The organism is Paenibacillus sp. sptzw28 (assembly GCF_019550795.1).
Classification (GTDB): Bacteria; Bacillota; Bacilli; order Paenibacillales; family Paenibacillaceae; genus Paenibacillus_Z.
On sequence record NZ_CP080545.1, the window covers coordinates 5,595,998 to 5,612,401 of the forward strand.

Sequence of the window (16,404 nt, forward strand, 5' to 3'; positions counted from 1 at the left end):
TTAAAGGTATGCATATTATATTGTCACTAGTTATCCAAATGACATATTTCTAGTATTTTATATTTATCCAAGGTGTAAGTTAAAAAAGCCTAGGTTGTTGTTGAATACACATATCAGGCTAAGAGATCTCGTAAAGAAAAAAAATATAAAAATATCTGGACTTAGCAATTTAAAATAAAAGACTCTTGAGGAAAGAGAATTGTATACAATTGGTATAATTTCACCGTTTTAAGAACTGAGTAATAAATTCTGTTTGTTTTTTATTACTTTTCACCCATATTAATCCTCCATGTTTCTCAACAATACTTTTTGTTATTGCAAGACCAAGTCCGCTCCCCCCGGAGCTTTTTGTACGAGATTTATCGACACGGTAAAAACGATCAAAAATATATGGTAGATCTGACTCTGGAATGGGGGGTCCATAATTTGTAAAGTTTACAACTACATAATCATCAACTGAAGTAATGCTGATATCTAATTGTTTTCCATCCTTCGCATAACGGATAGCGTTGGTAAATAAATTTTCGTATACTCTAACAAGTTCATTAGGATCTGCTTGAATATATACGGTTTCAGAAGGTCCCTTGATGTGATACTTCATATTCGCCTGTTCAAGCAATGGCACAAATTCTTCTATAAGTTGACGTAACAAACCAGATAGATCAAGTTTTTCAAATTCCAATTGAATTTCACCGCTTGTCAGTCTAGTATATTCAAATAAGTCATCAATAAGTTTCTTAAGATTAAGAGATTTTTCATAAACAATGTTTACATAATATCGAAGTTCAACTTCATTCATATATTTATCATTCTCTATATACTCAAGAAAGCCGATTATAGATGTTAGTGGTGTTCTCAAATCATGTGATACCCCCGTGATTAGATCACTTTTCCCCTTAACGGCGCTTCTCTCTTCTTCTATTGATTGCTTTAAACGTTCCGCCATCTGATTTATACTTTTAGCTACGATGCCTAATTCATCTTCAGATTTCACTGGTATTCTATGTGTTAATTTACCTCGAGCTATCTCTTCAACACCGAAAGTAATTTCTTCAATATACTTTAATATGTTTCGTGAGAAAAAGAAAAAGAAAACAAAAAAGAGAAGGACACCTACTATTGACATGATTGGTGTTGAGCCAATATTATTAATGATCCATCTCAACAATGAAGTAACGAATGCAGAAGAAGATGGATTAAACCACAGAACCAGAGCAGTTACATAATAACCACACGATAGTACAAGAGCTAAAGAAACTAAACTTACTAAAATAGAAAATAGAACCTTCCATAGGAAGGTCGTGAACAATCTTTTTTCCAATTATACCCCTCACTTTAATTCTTCTGTTTCTCAATCTTATAACCAATGCCCCAGACTGTTTTTATATATTTGGGTTTCCGAGGAATGACTTCTATTTTTTCTCGAATTTTTCGAATATGTACCATCACTGTATTATTCGATTCTAAATAGGCCTCCTTCCACACTTTTTCGTATATTTGTTCAATGCTAAAAACAATACCTTGATTACGAGCTAAAAGCTCCAATATAGAAAATTCCCTGGGAGTAAGCTGGATAACCTCATTTTCACGCATTATTTCATGGGTAGCAATATTAATTTTCAAATCGTCAATAACAATTTCGTCAAAATTTGTTTGCTGAGATGATGTATATCGGCTATAACTTCTTAAATGGGATTTAATGCGTGCCACTAGCTCTAACGGACTGAATGGTTTTGTTACATAATCGTCGGCACCAATGCTTAATCCATTTATTTTATCTACTTCTTGACCTTTAGCAGAAAGGAATATTATCGGCATGTTATGCTTCTCCCGCATCTTCATGCATGCTTCAATTCCGTCCATTATTGGCATCATAACGTCCATTACAATCAAATCAATTGTATGCTTTTTTAATATTTCTAGAGCCTCACTACCGTTTTGAGCAGTGAATAGAAGAAAGTTTTCGTTCTGCAGATAAATTTTCATTAAATGAACGATTTCAGCTTCATCATCAACTAGAAGAATAGACTGACTACTCATGAACCCTGTTCCTCTCTTGATTATTTATAGGTATCATAATATTACATTTTTAGGCTATAGACTTCAACATTACTCACATTGATTTAAAATTAACGAGAACATATGAGCAGCTACACCACTATTTTCTGTCATATAATTATCTTTGTTACTCTTATCGAAACCCATCCAAACAGCTGCTGATAATTTTTCAGTGTATCCTACAAACCATAAATCACGATTAGCCTTTTTAGGTACACCACTAATGTCCAGCTGAGTGGTTCCCGTTTTACCCGCAACCCAATGATTAGTTCTAGCCTTTTTGCCTGTACCATTGTTAACTGCATTAATGAGCATCTTAGTCATATCGTCTGCTGTCTGTCTAGAAATGACTTGTTTATTTTTCAGGTGATAAGAATAAATGATTCTTCCTGTCTTATCTTTTATGAGTTTAACTGCATGCGCATCATTAAAAACTCCCTTGTTTGCGAAAACACTATAAGCTTGTGCCATCAAAAGTGGCGATATCCCTTCTCTTGTACCGCCTAGAGCCAGCGCTAAATTACTATCCTGTTCACTCAGTTTTATCCCTAACGTTTCTGCAAACTGTATTGCAGAATCCAATCCAATCTCATTAAGTAGCCAGACTGCCGGAGAATTTATGGAGTCTTGTATTGCCCGAGACACCGTTATGGAACCTAGATATTTTCCATCTGTATTTGAAGGCTGATAATCACCATAACTAGTCTTTTTATCTTGAAGGATAGACAGAGGAGTATATTTACCAGATTGTAAAGCAGGACCATAAACAATAATTGGCTTGAAAGCCGACCCCGGTTGACGTGAATTTTGTATTGCTCGATTCCAACCACCCTCTACATACTCCCTTCCACCAACAATTGCTCTTATCTCACCTGTATTGTTTTCTAATATTACAGTGGCGCCTTGAATTTTTTGATCTTTTCCATCCTTAGGAAAATTAGCAGGATTATTAAAAGCCTTCTCTGCTGCCTGTTGATAGTTTTTATCCAAACCAGTAACAATAGTATAGCCACTTTGCATAAGTTCTTTTTTTGTTAATCCAGTTATTTTTTCTGCTTCCTGAAAAACATAATCTGTATAGGCCGCATATTTACTAATACTTTTTTTGGGATTTGGTGGTGGTGGTAAAAAGTCAACGCTTTTCGCTTTTATCATCTGATCTTTACTTATGTAGCCCTGCTCATACATCAACTTAAGTACAACGCTTCTTCTTTCTTTATTTTTCTTATAATTATCTACTGGGTTATAGATGGATGGCCCTTTGGGAATGGCGGCTAATGAAGCGATCTGCCAAAGTTTTAATTGGTTCAAGTCATTAATTCCAAAATACCTTTTGGCCGCGGCCTTAACTCCATATTGTTGTCTTCCAAAATAAATATGATTTAAATATAATTCGAGAATATCATTTTTTGTATAGCGTCTCTCCAAAGCTTTAGCAATGAAAACTTCGATTATTTTGCGATTAAAACTTTGTTCATTTGAAAGAAATAACGTTCTAGCAAGCTGTTGAGTAATACTACTACCGCCTTCGACAATTTCTAGATTAGCTAGATTATTCCCAAATGCTCTCGTTATTCCAATCCAATCAATTCCTTCATGTTTATAGAATCTACGGTCTTCTGTCGCAATAAATGCATATAAAAGTAGTTTGGGCATTTGTTTAAGTGATGCCTTGTCTTGGTTGCCATTTTCTGTTGAAGATTCTATGACTTCTCCATTTCGATCGGTTGTAATGATTGGTGACGTTATATCCATTTCTTTTAGGTGACTTTGAAAAATATATTTTCCTGTGGCATCAAAAAAGAGATATCCACTTACAAATATAAATACTGCAACTACAGAAATATCAAAAACTAAATAGACTTTTTTTCTTCTAATAATAAGCCGACTAATTTTTTCTTTATTCTTAAACAATAAAGTATTCATTCTCAAACTTTTCCTTAACGTAATCTATTAATTGTTTTTGTAAACTTAAGAGGTGAATATACGAATCATCAAGGTAAATACGAGTTTTTTCCTCATCGTTTTCGGTATATTTATTTCCTTGTAAAATAATGAATAACGACTTTTCCAAGGACAATATGGATTGATTTATTGAATCTATTAACTCGGATTTATCACTAAAATCAATACGAACACGATGATTCTCTTGTACTCCTGCTAACAAATCTTTTAGATCATCACCAATTTTATTTGATCGATAAAAAAACAATAGTAGAAAAAGAAAACTTCCCGCAACAATCACTGTAGGTGTCAGACCGATATGATTTATTATCCAATTAAAGATTCTCACATATATTGAACCATGGTCGATATTTTCATAAATTATACTTGTTGCCTGAAATGATAGATATGAAATAAATGAACTTATTAATATACTTCCAAAAGATATGTACAAAAATTTCAAGCGTAGTTTATTTATTAATTGATCCATACTGCTGTCACCGTCCTTATATTGATGTAGAAAGTTTATAATAGATTCTTTAATAAAAAAGGTGTGATTTTCTTAATTATTTCTTAAAGTAGTTACCACCGGAACCATCTGCACCATTGATAAATTTAGAAGTGAGACATTTTCCGATACAATCGTACAAGACAAATAGCTCCATACGTGTACTGGTGCATTCTAATGTGGCCATGTTACGTAGGATATTTCTCACAATAACTAAAAATGAAATCCCCGCGAATTCCAGGCTCATAGGGATTATTTTTTATTTATTCTATTTACAAGCAACTCAATCAGACTCTGCTCTGGAACTAATTAATCATACTACAAAATATTAACATTAACTTCTTTCTTACCGATATTTAGGAATAGAAATAAATAGATTCAACGGAGGATGACACAGATGAAAAAAGTGGTGCCAGTTTTAGTTACATGCCTACTTCTATTTGGTTTATTTGTCAGCGCAGTATCGGCTTCAAGCCCATCAGAGGTAAGTATTAATGTCAGTAGCCAATATGAATCTTTAGCTCCTGGCCAGAGTTTCTGGGTTAGTGTTGGAGTAACAGGCTCTAGTGCTACGCTTAAGTCAACCGAAATCGTGTTAAGTTATGATGAAAATGTATTCACTACTGATGGTGCTGTTCGATTTGATGATACATTGGGAAAGAATGTATGGAGAGGTGACATGTATTATGTCGCTAATAATTATGCAGAGTATAGTACGGATGATTACACGACCGACTTCCCATACCCAGTAGACTTAAATCCATTTGATGGTAAGCAAGAGGTTGTATTAACTGCAAATGCTAAAGAAGGGAAAATTATAAACCTTCTTCTGAAAAATTTTTTTCTTTCGCCTTGACTGTAAAGGATGACCTTTCGAAAAAAAAACACGTCTATTAATGTAAATACTAGCAAATCGGTACTCATTGATGAAAAAGGAAAGACTGTTGAAAATTATGCGGGGGTCTGTCAAATCTTTTGTGTAAACTCTTTTCGTGCTTTCCCCCGAGGGGGAAATTTTATCGCAGATGCTCTCCGATGCGGTCCGGATAGAAAACGGAGAGCTGCAGCAGCATTTGACCCCAGTTTTGAACGCGGCCTGTCCATTTACGCGTAACATCCATGGTGGCCAGATAAAGCATTTTCAACAAGGATTCATCCGTCGGGAAGATGCTTTTTCCCTTCGTCACTTTGCGAAGTTGGCGGTGGTAACTCTCGATGATGTTGGTGGTGTAAATGAGCTTGCGGATTTCGGGTGGATACTTGAAGAAGGTGGCCAGCTCATCCCAGTTATTGCGCCAAGAGCGAATGATGAGCGGGTACTTATTCCCCCAGGTTTCCTCGAAGCGATCGAGCTCGACGAGTGCCATTTCTTCCGTCGCTGCTTTGTAAATCGGCTTCAGGTCAGCTGTTACCTTCTTCAGATCCTTGTAAGAGACGTAACGGGTGGAGTTTCGGATCTGGTGGATGATACACTTCTGAATGTCCGTTTTCGCGTAACAAGCCTGAATCGCTTGGCTGAAACCGGTCAGATTGTCGACACAGATGATAAGGATATCATGCACGCCCCGGTTCTTCAGGTCGTTTAGAACATTAAGCCAGAACTTGGCGGATTCATGCTCACCAATCCACATGCCCAGTACATCCTTGTTGCCATCCAGGTCGATGCCGATTACCATGTAGGCGGCTTTATTGACAATGGCACCATCTTGCTTCACCTTGAAGTGTATGGCATCCAGGAAGACAACCGCGTACACGCCTTGGAGCGGCCGGTTCTGCCATTCCTTAATCAAGGGTATGATCTTGTTGGTCACGTTAGAAATAAAGGTGGGAGAGACCTCAATCCCATACAGATTTTGCAGATGATCCTGAATCTCACGCGTGCTGACACCTTTGGCATAAAGGGCAATAATCTGATCTTCAATGCCGGTCACATTAGACTGGTGCTTCTTCACCACCAGGGGTTCAAATTCCCCTTGCCGGTCACGGGGAACGGCGATCTCCTGATCACCGTACTCGCTTACGATGGTTTTCTTACTCTTGCCATTACGACTGTTGGTCGTCTGCTTGTTCTGCATGTCGTGCTTCTCATAGCCCAGATGTTCATCCATCTCGGCTTCCAGCATCTCCTGCAGCGTTTCGGCAAACAGCTCTTTCAACGCATTCTGTGCATCCTGCGCAGAGACCAACTTATTCTCCTTGATGAACTGCCGGAGTTGCTGCTTCGTCCATAATCCCATGTGTTCTCCCCAACCTCTCTTATACTTCCATTGTAATGGGTTTAGGAGTTTACACAATCTATTTTACAGACTCTTATGCGGCATCTTCCGCAAGCATTTCAGTCTCAGCGCCTAAAAGTATCGACATTGTTCCAGGTGTTTTGGATTCCAGTGCCGACCCCATTAAAATCGTAATTGAAAATAATATGGAACTTAATGCCCGTGCTCTCTACGAAAATGGCGATAGCTCTTACGTAACCGAATTTGCTACTTGGGAATCTTCAGACACAAGTGTTATCACGGTTCCTGCATATGGAAGTATTAAAGCAGTTGGAATCGGTAAAGCTTCAATACTAGTAAAACTAGGTTCTGTTACTAGTAAACACACAGTGATAGTTTTACCAAAATCGAAAGCAAGCGAAATCGTCTATCATGTTGGCATTGGCTGTGCATGCAAAGATGCCTCAAAATTAAATAACCCATATGTTAAAATTGTAGTCAATGGGCAGTTGGTTGGGGAAGGTCTTATTTTCAAAGGAAAGACTTATTTACCAATCCGAGTAATCTCAGACTCGCTGGGACTAACTGTAGGTTACGACAAAATCAAGAAAGCACCTACTATAAATGGTGAAATTGTGAAGGATTTTGAAAAAAAATCCGAAGTAACGTATATAACGGCTGGAGAGTTTAGAACGTTATTAGGAGTAGAGGTTTTTTTAGATAAAAAGAACAAGAGGCTGTATATCGATAAATAGTACCTGATTACAAAAGGAAGCTCTTTTGAGAGGAGTTTCCTTTTGTAATTGTGAATCACTTGTATAGGTAAACCTTCTGTGCCAGGCCAACCCACGAGACCTGTCCGCCCAGAAGCTCCGCTGCCGATCTGAACAGGCTGCCGTTATTTTGAACTGCACTCCGTCAAGTAGACAATAGAAATAAATAAGATCAATTAAGCGACCTTAGTCCTGAATTCCATGGGACTTTATTCTTTCTCCCTTTTCTCCTTCCCAAAACTCAGTCAAGATAATAACATCAGGGCCATGATTGACAACCGAATGAATGATACGAACCAATCTTGAAATCGAGCCCCCTCGCAAAATATTCCAGGTAAGAATTTTCATGCCTACCCCCCATTATTTCTGATAGTATACCACCGCTAACTCCATGATTTGCAGTGTTAAAGCTTTCCAGCCCCTCATTAGAGCACTTACTCACACGAAGTTGACGTTTGGTCTTCTGTCGCATTTGCTGTTTCACATCCTCTTTCTGAGTCCATTCAATGACAGCTTGCTCTTGAATGATTTCCGAAATAATGTGAGTAAGTACCTTAAAGGATTATTTATCATCCTCTTTAGGGATTTGTTTCTCCAGCATCCGAAAGAATGGTTACTGCTCTCGTATAAAGCCGTTTTAACAATATCCATTTACTCTTGTTTTCATTCGATCAACTTCTCCAATCGCTCTCAAACGGTATTTTCTTTCTTTGTTTCTTACGGCGCGGAGCGTATTTGATACTTGACATCCTTCTGCCACCCAATCGATAACCTGCAAAAACTGTTCACTCGGAAGTAAGTGGTTCAAGTTAATTATGTCTCCTCTTATACCACATTCTAGCACCACTGCTTCCTCTATTCCAGGATACCGTAAAGATCTTGACCGAGATGGAAACGTATTAATTACCGATTAGGATTTAATAAACTATCCATTTTTTAGGCTGGTCATATTTATTACAACTAAGGATAAAGTTGACGACAAGCTCTACTGTACAATTATATAAATAATGAAATACAACCTATCAAAACAGGGAGATTAATATGATTGAGCATGCATTTTTAAAAGGAATTTATAGTAATGGAACAACGATGTGGGTACTGCAACGAGGTATCGGTCCATCACCATTAGAAGATCGTATCGACGCATAGCTATTATTTACACTTAATTATTTGGGCAATGAAGGATGGCAGTTCGCTGGAGTATTGGAGACGGATGTTTATGTATTGGTAAGGAATTAATATGAAAGAGAGTCTGGCTTTATCCAGACTCTCTCCACAATTTCCATTGCTGAACAACAATCAAGATGTTTCCCATTAACCAGTCTATAAGTGTGAGAACTGAGGAACCAAACATTATCAACATATGCTATAACACACCCCTAGAAGGCTTGTCCATGACTCCCCGACGTTCTTTGAATGCCGGGATATACTCATCTGTGAGGATTTCCATAATTAGCTTGATATCAGGCATCTCTCACCTCAATCAGGAATACACGCCAGTATTGAGCTTCTTTCCGGCTTTGACCCGAAGCTTTTGCGCGAGGTGGTTCACGCGCTTACATCATCATGCTGACCTTTCCAAGTAATCAGCGTGTGTTTCTCGCCTGTGGTTCTACCGATCTGTGCAAGTCGATCGACGGGCTTGCCGGTGTGAACGGCAGTGGTAAAATCCCCAACAACGGCACTTGAAAATTCCCCATAATCGGCAGATACTCTTCCTTACGGGGGAGAGAGACAATGATCAAGAATGGGGAGTTTTACGTGATCCAACACATGCGACAAAAAGGTATGAATAAGACGCAGATTGCCGAGGAACTCGGCCGAGACCGGAAGACCATTGACAAGTGGCTTCGTGAAGAAGGACCCAAATCCTATCAACGCCAAAAATCAAAACCGAGCATCCTAGCGCCATATCAAGACTACATCCATTCCCGTATGGAAGAAGGCTGCCTGAATGCGGCTGTGCTATTCGACGAAATCAAAGCCAAAGGGTACCCGGGTCAGATCCGGTTACTGCGACCGAACGTTTCGAGACGCCCCCTGGTAAACAGGCGCAGGTCGATTGGGGCTACTTCAAAGTCGAGTGGAACGGTGAAGCTAAGCGGCTGTATGCTTTTGTCATGGTGCTCGGCTACTCCCGGATGATGTACCTGGAATATACGGAAGACGAAAGATTAGATACCCTGATGGGCTGCCATGTCCGGGCCATGCAATACTTCGGCGGAAGAACAGAAACGGTACTCTACGACAATATGAAAACGGTGGTCACCGGTACAGATAAACAGGGTCATCCTCTATGGAACGAACGGTTCGCCCGTTTTGCCGCCCATCACGGGTTTCTGCTCCGACGCTGTGCCCCGTACCGTCCGCGCACCAAAGGGAAAGTGGAAAACGGCGTCGGATATGTACGCAAAAACTTCTGGCCGAGGATACGTACGTTTACCGGTTTAACCGATCTCAACACTCAGGCTCGTTTATGGCTCGATACCGTTGCCAATATTCGTATCCATGGCACCACCCATGAAGTGCCGCAGCAGCGCCTGCTGCAGGAGGGCCTGAAAAGCTTTAATCTCGTACTCTTCGATGAAGCGGAGCGGCACCCCCGCAAGGTAGCCGCTGACGCGCTCATCTCCTACGCGGCCAACCGCTATTCGGTGCCTTGGCGGTATGTGGGTCAAGTGGTGGAGGTCCAGGATGAACGTAACGGACGTATCCGAATCTTCGCACAGAACAAGCTCATCGCCGAACACAACAAAGCCGCCGGACATCGCGAGGTCATCTTCGATAGGAAGCATACCGAAGGCATCCGTGCAGCAGGCGGCAAACCCATGCAGCTCCCACTGCCGCACCTCGTGCAGCAAGCGTTGCCTGACGTCGCTCAACGCGACCTGTCGGTCTACGAGCAGTTTCTGGATGAGGCCGGTGATTCAATGATGGTCGTGACCGAACGCTTGCAGGAGGCTTTCGAGCATCTCGGATGGAGCCGGATTCCCGATATTTTGCACCAACATGCCGAAGAGGCCGCTGCCCAGAACCGAACGTATCTGGAGTTTCTTGATGGGCTGCTGCAGGAGGAGCTCTCTGCCAAGCATGACCGCTTTATTCGCATGAAAACCCGAATGGCTCACTTGCCGTACCACAAAACGCTTGATCAGTTTGAATTCGGGTTCCAACCATCGGTCGAAGAACGGCGAATCCGGGATCTGGCAACGCTTCGCTTTGTGGAGCACCAAGAGAATCTGATCTTTTTGGGGCCACCCGGCGTGGGTAAAACGCACTTAGCCGTGGCACTTGCACTAGAAGCCATTAAACGGCGATACACGGTGTATTTCACCACCGCACACGATCTGGTACAGACGCTGCAGCAAGCGCATCTGAGCAACACGATTACACAAAAGATGAAGGCGCTCATCAAGCCAAATCTGCTGATCATCGACGAGATCGGCTACCGCAAGATGGACGAAACGGCAGCGCACTTTTTCTTTCAGATCATTGCCGAGCGCTATGAGACCGGCTCCATCATTCTCACCTCCAACAAGTCCTACGGTGCTTGGGGAGAGATTTTCGGTGACTCCGTTTTAGCTACAGCGATTCTCGACCGTCTGCTTCACCACTCCACGACGATTAACATTAAGGGGGAGAGCTACCGCATCAAAGAAAAGAAAAAGGCAGGCTTTTTTCGACCTGATACGGAAAATGAAAAAACAAACTGAACCAATTTTCGCCGCCCCCTTGGGGGCGTTCACCTTGCAATTAATGGGGAAAATTCAAGTGCCGATTTTGGGTAATTTTCGTTTGCAGTTGACACCGGCATCGGTCAAGAAAGCTTTGATCTGAATCCGTTCTCCTCCGGCTTGTTCGTATTCTGTAATCGGGCATGCAACAAGCTCAAAATCCTTTACTGGGATCACACTGGGTTCTGACTCTACTATCGCCGCCTGGAAGGTGGCAGATTTCAATGGCCTTCAGGTAAGGAAGAAGTAGTGGCCATTTCCAGCAGGGAGCTTCGCTGGCTGCTGGACGGACTTTCACTCAGACTGGCTTACTGCATTGCTCTCTTCAATATTGAGCGCGAGCTGAAGGATGATTCGCCAGAAGAACGATATGCCGAACGGAAGAAGTGAAACCTTCCGATCCTGGAGGCTTATTCAGTGTGGCTCAAGCAGCAGCGCTCTCAAATACTGCCGAAGAGTCTGTTTGGACAAGCGATTGCTTACAGCCTGAATCAGTGGGAGAAATTGACCGCATTCCTGAAGGATGGCCGACTCGAGATCAATAATAAGCGCAGTGAACGCTCGATCAAGCCGTTCGTGATCGGAAGAAAGAACTGGTTATTTGCGAACACGCCTCGCGGCTCAAAGGCAAGTGCGGCGATCTACAGCGTCATCGAGACGGCGAAGGAAAACGGACTTCTTCCGTTTCAATATTTAAAGTACCTATTCGAGCAGCTTCCCCAGCTCCCAGATTCACAAAATCCAGAAGCGCTCGAGTCTTATTTGCCATGGTCATCTTTGCTTCCGATCACTTGTCGCGTTATGGGATAGTAATGGACTAGTTCGAGGTTATGTGACGCTTACGTCGATAATGCTACACAGTACTGTTCTGATGCTAGTGACGACATTAGAGCTAATGGTTTTATCTTACGAGTACGTCGTGTTCTGACAAAGGAAGCATCTTCTCCAGTTTTGGGGTGGGTGATGTTCAACAGAGATTTTGCGATAACGCTTCGCGATCTGCTTTACCTAGGGGTACCAGTTTATAAACTTGGTTCTTTTAGTTCATTCCTTTTTATTTGAATTCTGATAATTTTAATAAGGAACGATTTGGAAACAAACAACACATGGAGGAATGAAAGTGAGAAAGATCGGTTTCATGGCAATTACAGTAATGGCTCTATCGTTGGCAGTACCTCTTACTTCTTTTGCAGCAACAGACTCTAGCCTAGTTCAAGGTGACGTCAGTAACGAATTGGAGCAGATCAGACTTGAAGCCATCAATGATGTATTAACGCTTAATGGTAACACAGAAATATCTGCAGGTGACTTATCACAGACATCTATTGAACTCACTAATGATTTGAAAAGTGATTCTGTTAAAGATAATGTGATTAATGAAGTTGAATCTCTTAAAAACATTGAAATTGTAAAGGTTGTTGCGGATGCCGAAGGGAAAATTAGCGAAGCTATCAGTTCTGTTGAGGGTAATGTTGAAGATAGACTAAAATATGTAACGGAAACGTCTGTAGAATCCACTTCTGTTGCAACTTCAATGTCGGCGACTAAACTACCTACATTATTCACATTGTCTAAACAATTCTCAAGCAAAAGAGCCGTAACACCATTCGTGTTGTTGACTAACTCTAACAATCCGGCTGGATATGAAACAGGGGCGTTTAACAGGCAAACTACTCCCGCAAATACAAGTGCTTATACAGGTACTTTTGCAACCAGTGTAATGCTCCCCTCATATGATGCAGCCACAGCTCAGGGGGATGGTGAGTCTGCACTTATGTATACAGGTATTGGAAGTTATGTTGAGGCTGGATTCCATTCTTATTCGGGTACTCAAGGAAAAGGATGGTTTCCATACTTTAGAGTAGAACAGGGTCATACTGATAACACTGGTGATGGTCACACCAACTCGACTCGGGGTTATTATTATGATTTTGGACATCCACAAACAGCAGGACAAGTAATCTCAAGTTATAAAGTATACTATAAAACATCTGAGTCAGTTTTAAGAATTCGATTTTTAGTCGGCGGAACAACATTTTATGATATAACAGTTACAGGACAACCGACTACGAATGTTAGGGTTAAACGTGTCGTTTCAATTGCAATAAATAATTCGCCAACCTCGACTACTAAATTTAAAACTCCGTTTACCTCGTATGCTAAGTGGTTTGATTTCAAGTTTCTTAAGAATGATGGAACTGTTGCTGTCTTCCCAAGTGAAGTTACAGGATTAAGTAATGAGACGTGGAGCCATGGTGGAAGTATTGATTATATTAAATCTGGCTCTAATCCTGTATCGGAATCGTACAAAATTTATTAATTTTTATTGAGGTGAAGATTATGTTTAAAAAAGTAGTGTTTAAAGCATCGCTTTTAGTCGTTGTAATATCGGCAGTGGCATTATTAACTACAACCGCGTTTGCAGCTGATTCCCCCCGTTTAACAGCTAACGGTGAATCCTACCAACAAAAAGATTTTACACTCATTAATGGTCATGCTTATGTCAATATTAATGTGCTAACCGATATGATGGGGGCATTAAACGACTGGGGCTATGAAGATAAAGAAAAGGTGGGATTTATAACTCATTTTTCAGAAGAAGGTAATTCTGACGAATCTATTTACTGGTATAAAAACTCTAAAAAAATTCAAATGATCACCGTTAAAGAAGGCGTAGAATCCTCGAAGTACAGCACAATGAAAAATTCTACAATTTCAAAAAATAGTCACATTCTACTCCCACTGCGTGATGCTGTAATTGCATTGGGAAAAACGATTAAATGGGACAGTAAAAAGAAAGAAATTACTGTAACAGGAAAAATCACCTACTAAATGAAAAATGCCTGTCGACCGAGAGGTCTAATCTGTACCCCATAGTCAAGGACCCTTTAAAAAAGAGCTAAGACTCTTTTAAGAGTTGATTCCCGTACTGTAAACGAGCCCACTGAAGAACTCATGGTTTGGCAGAGAAGCTAAAGGCACGAAACAAAAAAACCAGCATTATTCCCTATTATTGGGAATTATGCTGGTTTTTTCCTGTAAATCCAGGTCGTTTCTGGTTTCTTACTTCTAGTGATCTATGAAAATAAAGTTTGGGATCCGTGTAGATTCAACTGTGCCAGTAGATTGGAACCATGGGAACGTTTGTTGGCTTATGATGTCCGACCAAGGAGAGCTTTTTGTTAAAGTGCACGATAAAATACGGAATAAACGAACAATGGAAGGACACGTCAAGCATTAAAGCTGCAAAATCAAATACACATTGCAGGGATTCCTTGCCAGCCTGTAATGTGCTATAAGGGCGAATGTACTTATTGGACGGCAAGAGATGTTGAATACACCATAACTGGGGCTAGCCAAGGAAGGCATATCCAGGCTGGATAAGCGAATTCTTCCCAGATGTTCACGCTAGGGAAAGCAGCCGGGCATATGCATAAATGGATGAACACCAACTTATCACCACTTGCAGTGCACCAAGCTTTCATCGTGAGGCCACTTGTCCTAGGCTGCGATGCGTGCCTGCCAATCTTGTCTTTGTTGTTCTTTGGCATTCATGAGATACCCTCCGTAATCAGGCTAATCTCATGATCTCATAGCTAGCCTAGTGGTTGAAGGTGGGAAGAGTTTGACGCTTACAGAGCAATCGTCCGTTCGATTCAGGATCATTTCAGTGACCACGGTAAAAACTTTGAACCATATATTGCAGAAACCCAAATTATTCCTACCGAAGTCAGTTAGTCCTAACGATGACAGATGATTTCTTTTCTCTTAAACCATCTGAACAATACAATTATAAAATTTATATACGACAGACTGTAAGAAACTCTAAACATCTGCCGCAGCAAATAACTCCTCGAGATGTTCTGCTCAATACGTTTTAAAAATAGGGAGAATACAAGAAGACTTTTTGCAGGTGAGATTAAGACCTGGCGCAATCCCGTAAGTGAGTCGCTTACCGACATGCCAGCGAACGACCAAACAATTCTAAATTTATATAGTCTCCCATATGTCGTTTAATACAGGATTCTTCCTTGAGCATCAAACGCTCCTCGGGGCACTCATGCAACGACATATTGTACTCCCCCACCTGGATAAGTTTGTTATCCTGAATTTCGAAAGCTCATGAACTGTAGGTAAGATGCCGTTAGTTGATGGTGATTATTGGATTAATTGGAGATGTGGGTTGTCAAATCAAAAATAACGACGTTTTCGAAATTCAGGTTTATACCTCTGCAATATGGTCATCCCGTTGTTTCGACTGGAATACTATAAGTATAACCTGTGGCGAGCAAAATAATTATACAAAAGAAATGGCGGCTCTGTTGACTACCATTTCTTTTGCTAATATAAAAGTAAGCGTCAAACTCTCCACACCTTCAACTACTAACCTAGCTATGAGATCATGAGATTAACCTGAATACGGAGGGTAACTCATGAATGCCAAAGAACAACGCAGACAAGATTGGCACACACGCATCGCAGCCTATCGGGCAAGTGGCCTCACGATGAAAGCTTGGTGCTCCGCAAATCATTGTTCTGTCGAACAATTGAAATATTGGCTGTACAAAATAAAGCGTGTATCATCCTCAGCTACTCCAGATCCAAAGACTTCTCCCGTACAGTTTGTACCTCTTGCCACTGTAGATCCACCTGGCAGCGTTTCTCCTGCTCCTTCTCTAATCCTTCATATCGGTGAAGCCAGTATCGAGCTTCATTCCGGCTTTGACCCCATGCTTTTGCGCGAAGTGATTCACGCGCTTACTTCACCATGCTGACCTTTCCAAGCAATCAGCGTGTGTTTCTTGCTTGTGGTTCCACCGATCTGCGCAAGTCGATCGACGGACTTGCTGCCATCGTTCAGGAAAGCTTTGGTCTGAATCCGTTCTACTCCGGCTTATTCGTATTCTGTAACCGGGCATGCAACAAGCTCAAAATTCTATATTGGGATCACAATGGGTTCTGGCTTTACTATCGCCGCCTAGAACGTGGCAGATTTCAATGGCCTACAGGCAAGGAAGAAGTAGTAGCCATTTCCAGCAGGGAGCTTCGCTGGCTGCTGGATGGTCTTTCACTTAGCCAGCGGCAAGCCCATCCCAAGGTTAATGCCGTTACCGTCATTTAGACACATCTTTGTAATCATTTCGTCATAGGCCCTTACAGGGATTGGGTTT

General features: G+C 41.1%; 15 protein-coding genes and 3 pseudogenes. 13 read left to right on the forward strand and 5 right to left on the reverse strand.

What is annotated here, in order from left to right; translation table 11 throughout:
* Positions 1–220 precede the first annotated feature (220 nt).
* From KZ483_RS25930 to KZ483_RS25945, 4 genes are all read right to left on the reverse strand, one after another.
* Positions 221–1,321 (reverse strand): sensor histidine kinase, encoded by a 1,101-nt coding sequence (locus KZ483_RS25930; protein WP_220350406.1) that lies wholly within the window; start codon positions 1,319–1,321, stop codon positions 221–223.
* A 14-nt stretch (positions 1,322–1,335) separates the two neighbouring features.
* Positions 1,336–2,040: a response regulator transcription factor gene (locus tag KZ483_RS25935; RefSeq protein WP_220350407.1), complete on the reverse strand. Its 705-nt coding sequence runs from the start codon at positions 2,038–2,040 to the stop codon at positions 1,336–1,338.
* Between the two features lie 69 nt (positions 2,041–2,109).
* Positions 2,110–3,984, reverse strand: a complete 1,875-nt coding sequence (locus KZ483_RS25940) for a transglycosylase domain-containing protein (protein WP_258881430.1) — start codon at positions 3,982–3,984, stop codon at positions 2,110–2,112.
* Positions 3,965–4,492 (reverse strand): hypothetical protein, encoded by a 528-nt coding sequence (locus KZ483_RS25945; protein WP_220350408.1) that lies wholly within the window; start codon positions 4,490–4,492, stop codon positions 3,965–3,967. The genes KZ483_RS25940 and KZ483_RS25945 overlap by 20 nt, the downstream gene beginning before the upstream one ends.
* 415 nt (positions 4,493–4,907) lie before the next feature.
* Here KZ483_RS25945 and KZ483_RS25950 point away from each other — a divergent pair, with 415 nt between their 5' ends.
* On the forward strand, positions 4,908–5,366 hold the full coding sequence (locus tag KZ483_RS25950) for a hypothetical protein (protein WP_220350409.1): 459 nt from the start codon (positions 4,908–4,910) through the stop codon (positions 5,364–5,366).
* Positions 5,367–5,526: 160 nt separating this feature from the next.
* Here the strand turns inward: KZ483_RS25950 and KZ483_RS25955 are convergent, their stop codons facing one another.
* Entirely contained in the window at positions 5,527–6,747 is a 1,221-nt protein-coding gene (locus KZ483_RS25955; protein WP_220350410.1) for an IS256 family transposase, read from the reverse strand.
* Positions 6,748–6,782: 35 nt separating this feature from the next.
* Here KZ483_RS25955 and KZ483_RS25960 point away from each other — a divergent pair, with 35 nt between their 5' ends.
* From KZ483_RS25960 to tnpB (KZ483_RS26010), 12 genes and pseudogenes are all read left to right on the forward strand, one after another.
* Positions 6,783–7,481, forward strand: a complete 699-nt coding sequence (locus KZ483_RS25960; protein WP_220350411.1) for a hypothetical protein — start codon at positions 6,783–6,785, stop codon at positions 7,479–7,481.
* 1,584 nt (positions 7,482–9,065) lie between these two features.
* Positions 9,066–9,188 carry a hypothetical protein gene (locus tag KZ483_RS28755; protein ID WP_258881431.1) on the forward strand — a complete coding sequence of 41 codons (123 nt, stop codon included), beginning with the start codon at positions 9,066–9,068 and terminating at the stop codon, positions 9,186–9,188.
* A 99-nt stretch (positions 9,189–9,287) separates the two neighbouring features.
* Positions 9,288–9,644, forward strand: a complete 357-nt coding sequence (locus KZ483_RS28760) for a hypothetical protein (RefSeq protein ID WP_258881783.1) — start codon at positions 9,288–9,290, stop codon at positions 9,642–9,644.
* Positions 9,554–9,991 (forward strand): annotated as a pseudogene (istA, locus tag KZ483_RS28765) (IS21 family transposase); the annotation flags it as partial. The gene KZ483_RS28760 and the pseudogene istA, both read left to right, overlap by 91 nt.
* A 33-nt stretch (positions 9,992–10,024) precedes the next feature.
* Positions 10,025–11,212: an IS21-like element helper ATPase IstB gene (gene istB, locus KZ483_RS25970; protein ID WP_397376230.1), complete on the forward strand. Its 1,188-nt coding sequence runs from the start codon at positions 10,025–10,027 to the stop codon at positions 11,210–11,212.
* Positions 11,196–11,336 carry a hypothetical protein gene (locus KZ483_RS25975; protein ID WP_220350412.1) on the forward strand — a complete coding sequence of 47 codons (141 nt, stop codon included), beginning with the start codon at positions 11,196–11,198 and terminating at the stop codon, positions 11,334–11,336. The genes istB and KZ483_RS25975 overlap by 17 nt, the downstream gene beginning before the upstream one ends.
* A gap of 17 nt (positions 11,337–11,353) precedes the next feature.
* Positions 11,354–11,476, forward strand: a pseudogene (gene tnpB, locus KZ483_RS29240) (IS66 family insertion sequence element accessory protein TnpB); the annotation flags it as partial.
* Positions 11,477–11,536: 60 nt separating this feature from the next.
* Positions 11,537–12,043 (forward strand): annotated as a pseudogene (locus tag KZ483_RS25990) (transposase); the annotation flags it as partial.
* A 310-nt stretch (positions 12,044–12,353) separates the two neighbouring features.
* Positions 12,354–13,553 (forward strand): hypothetical protein, encoded by a 1,200-nt coding sequence (locus tag KZ483_RS25995; RefSeq protein ID WP_220350414.1) that lies wholly within the window; start codon positions 12,354–12,356, stop codon positions 13,551–13,553.
* Between the two features lie 20 nt (positions 13,554–13,573).
* Positions 13,574–14,065 carry a copper amine oxidase N-terminal domain-containing protein gene (locus KZ483_RS26000; protein WP_220350415.1) on the forward strand — a complete coding sequence of 164 codons (492 nt, stop codon included), beginning with the start codon at positions 13,574–13,576 and terminating at the stop codon, positions 14,063–14,065.
* A 1,601-nt stretch (positions 14,066–15,666) separates the two neighbouring features.
* On the forward strand, positions 15,667–16,008 hold the full coding sequence (tnpA, locus tag KZ483_RS26005; RefSeq protein ID WP_220350344.1) for an IS66 family insertion sequence element accessory protein TnpA: 342 nt from the start codon (positions 15,667–15,669) through the stop codon (positions 16,006–16,008).
* Positions 16,002–16,355: an IS66 family insertion sequence element accessory protein TnpB gene (tnpB, locus tag KZ483_RS26010; protein WP_220350345.1), complete on the forward strand. Its 354-nt coding sequence runs from the start codon at positions 16,002–16,004 to the stop codon at positions 16,353–16,355. Before tnpA ends, tnpB (KZ483_RS26010) begins: the two co-directional genes overlap by 7 nt.
* Positions 16,356–16,404: the final 49 nt, after the last annotated feature.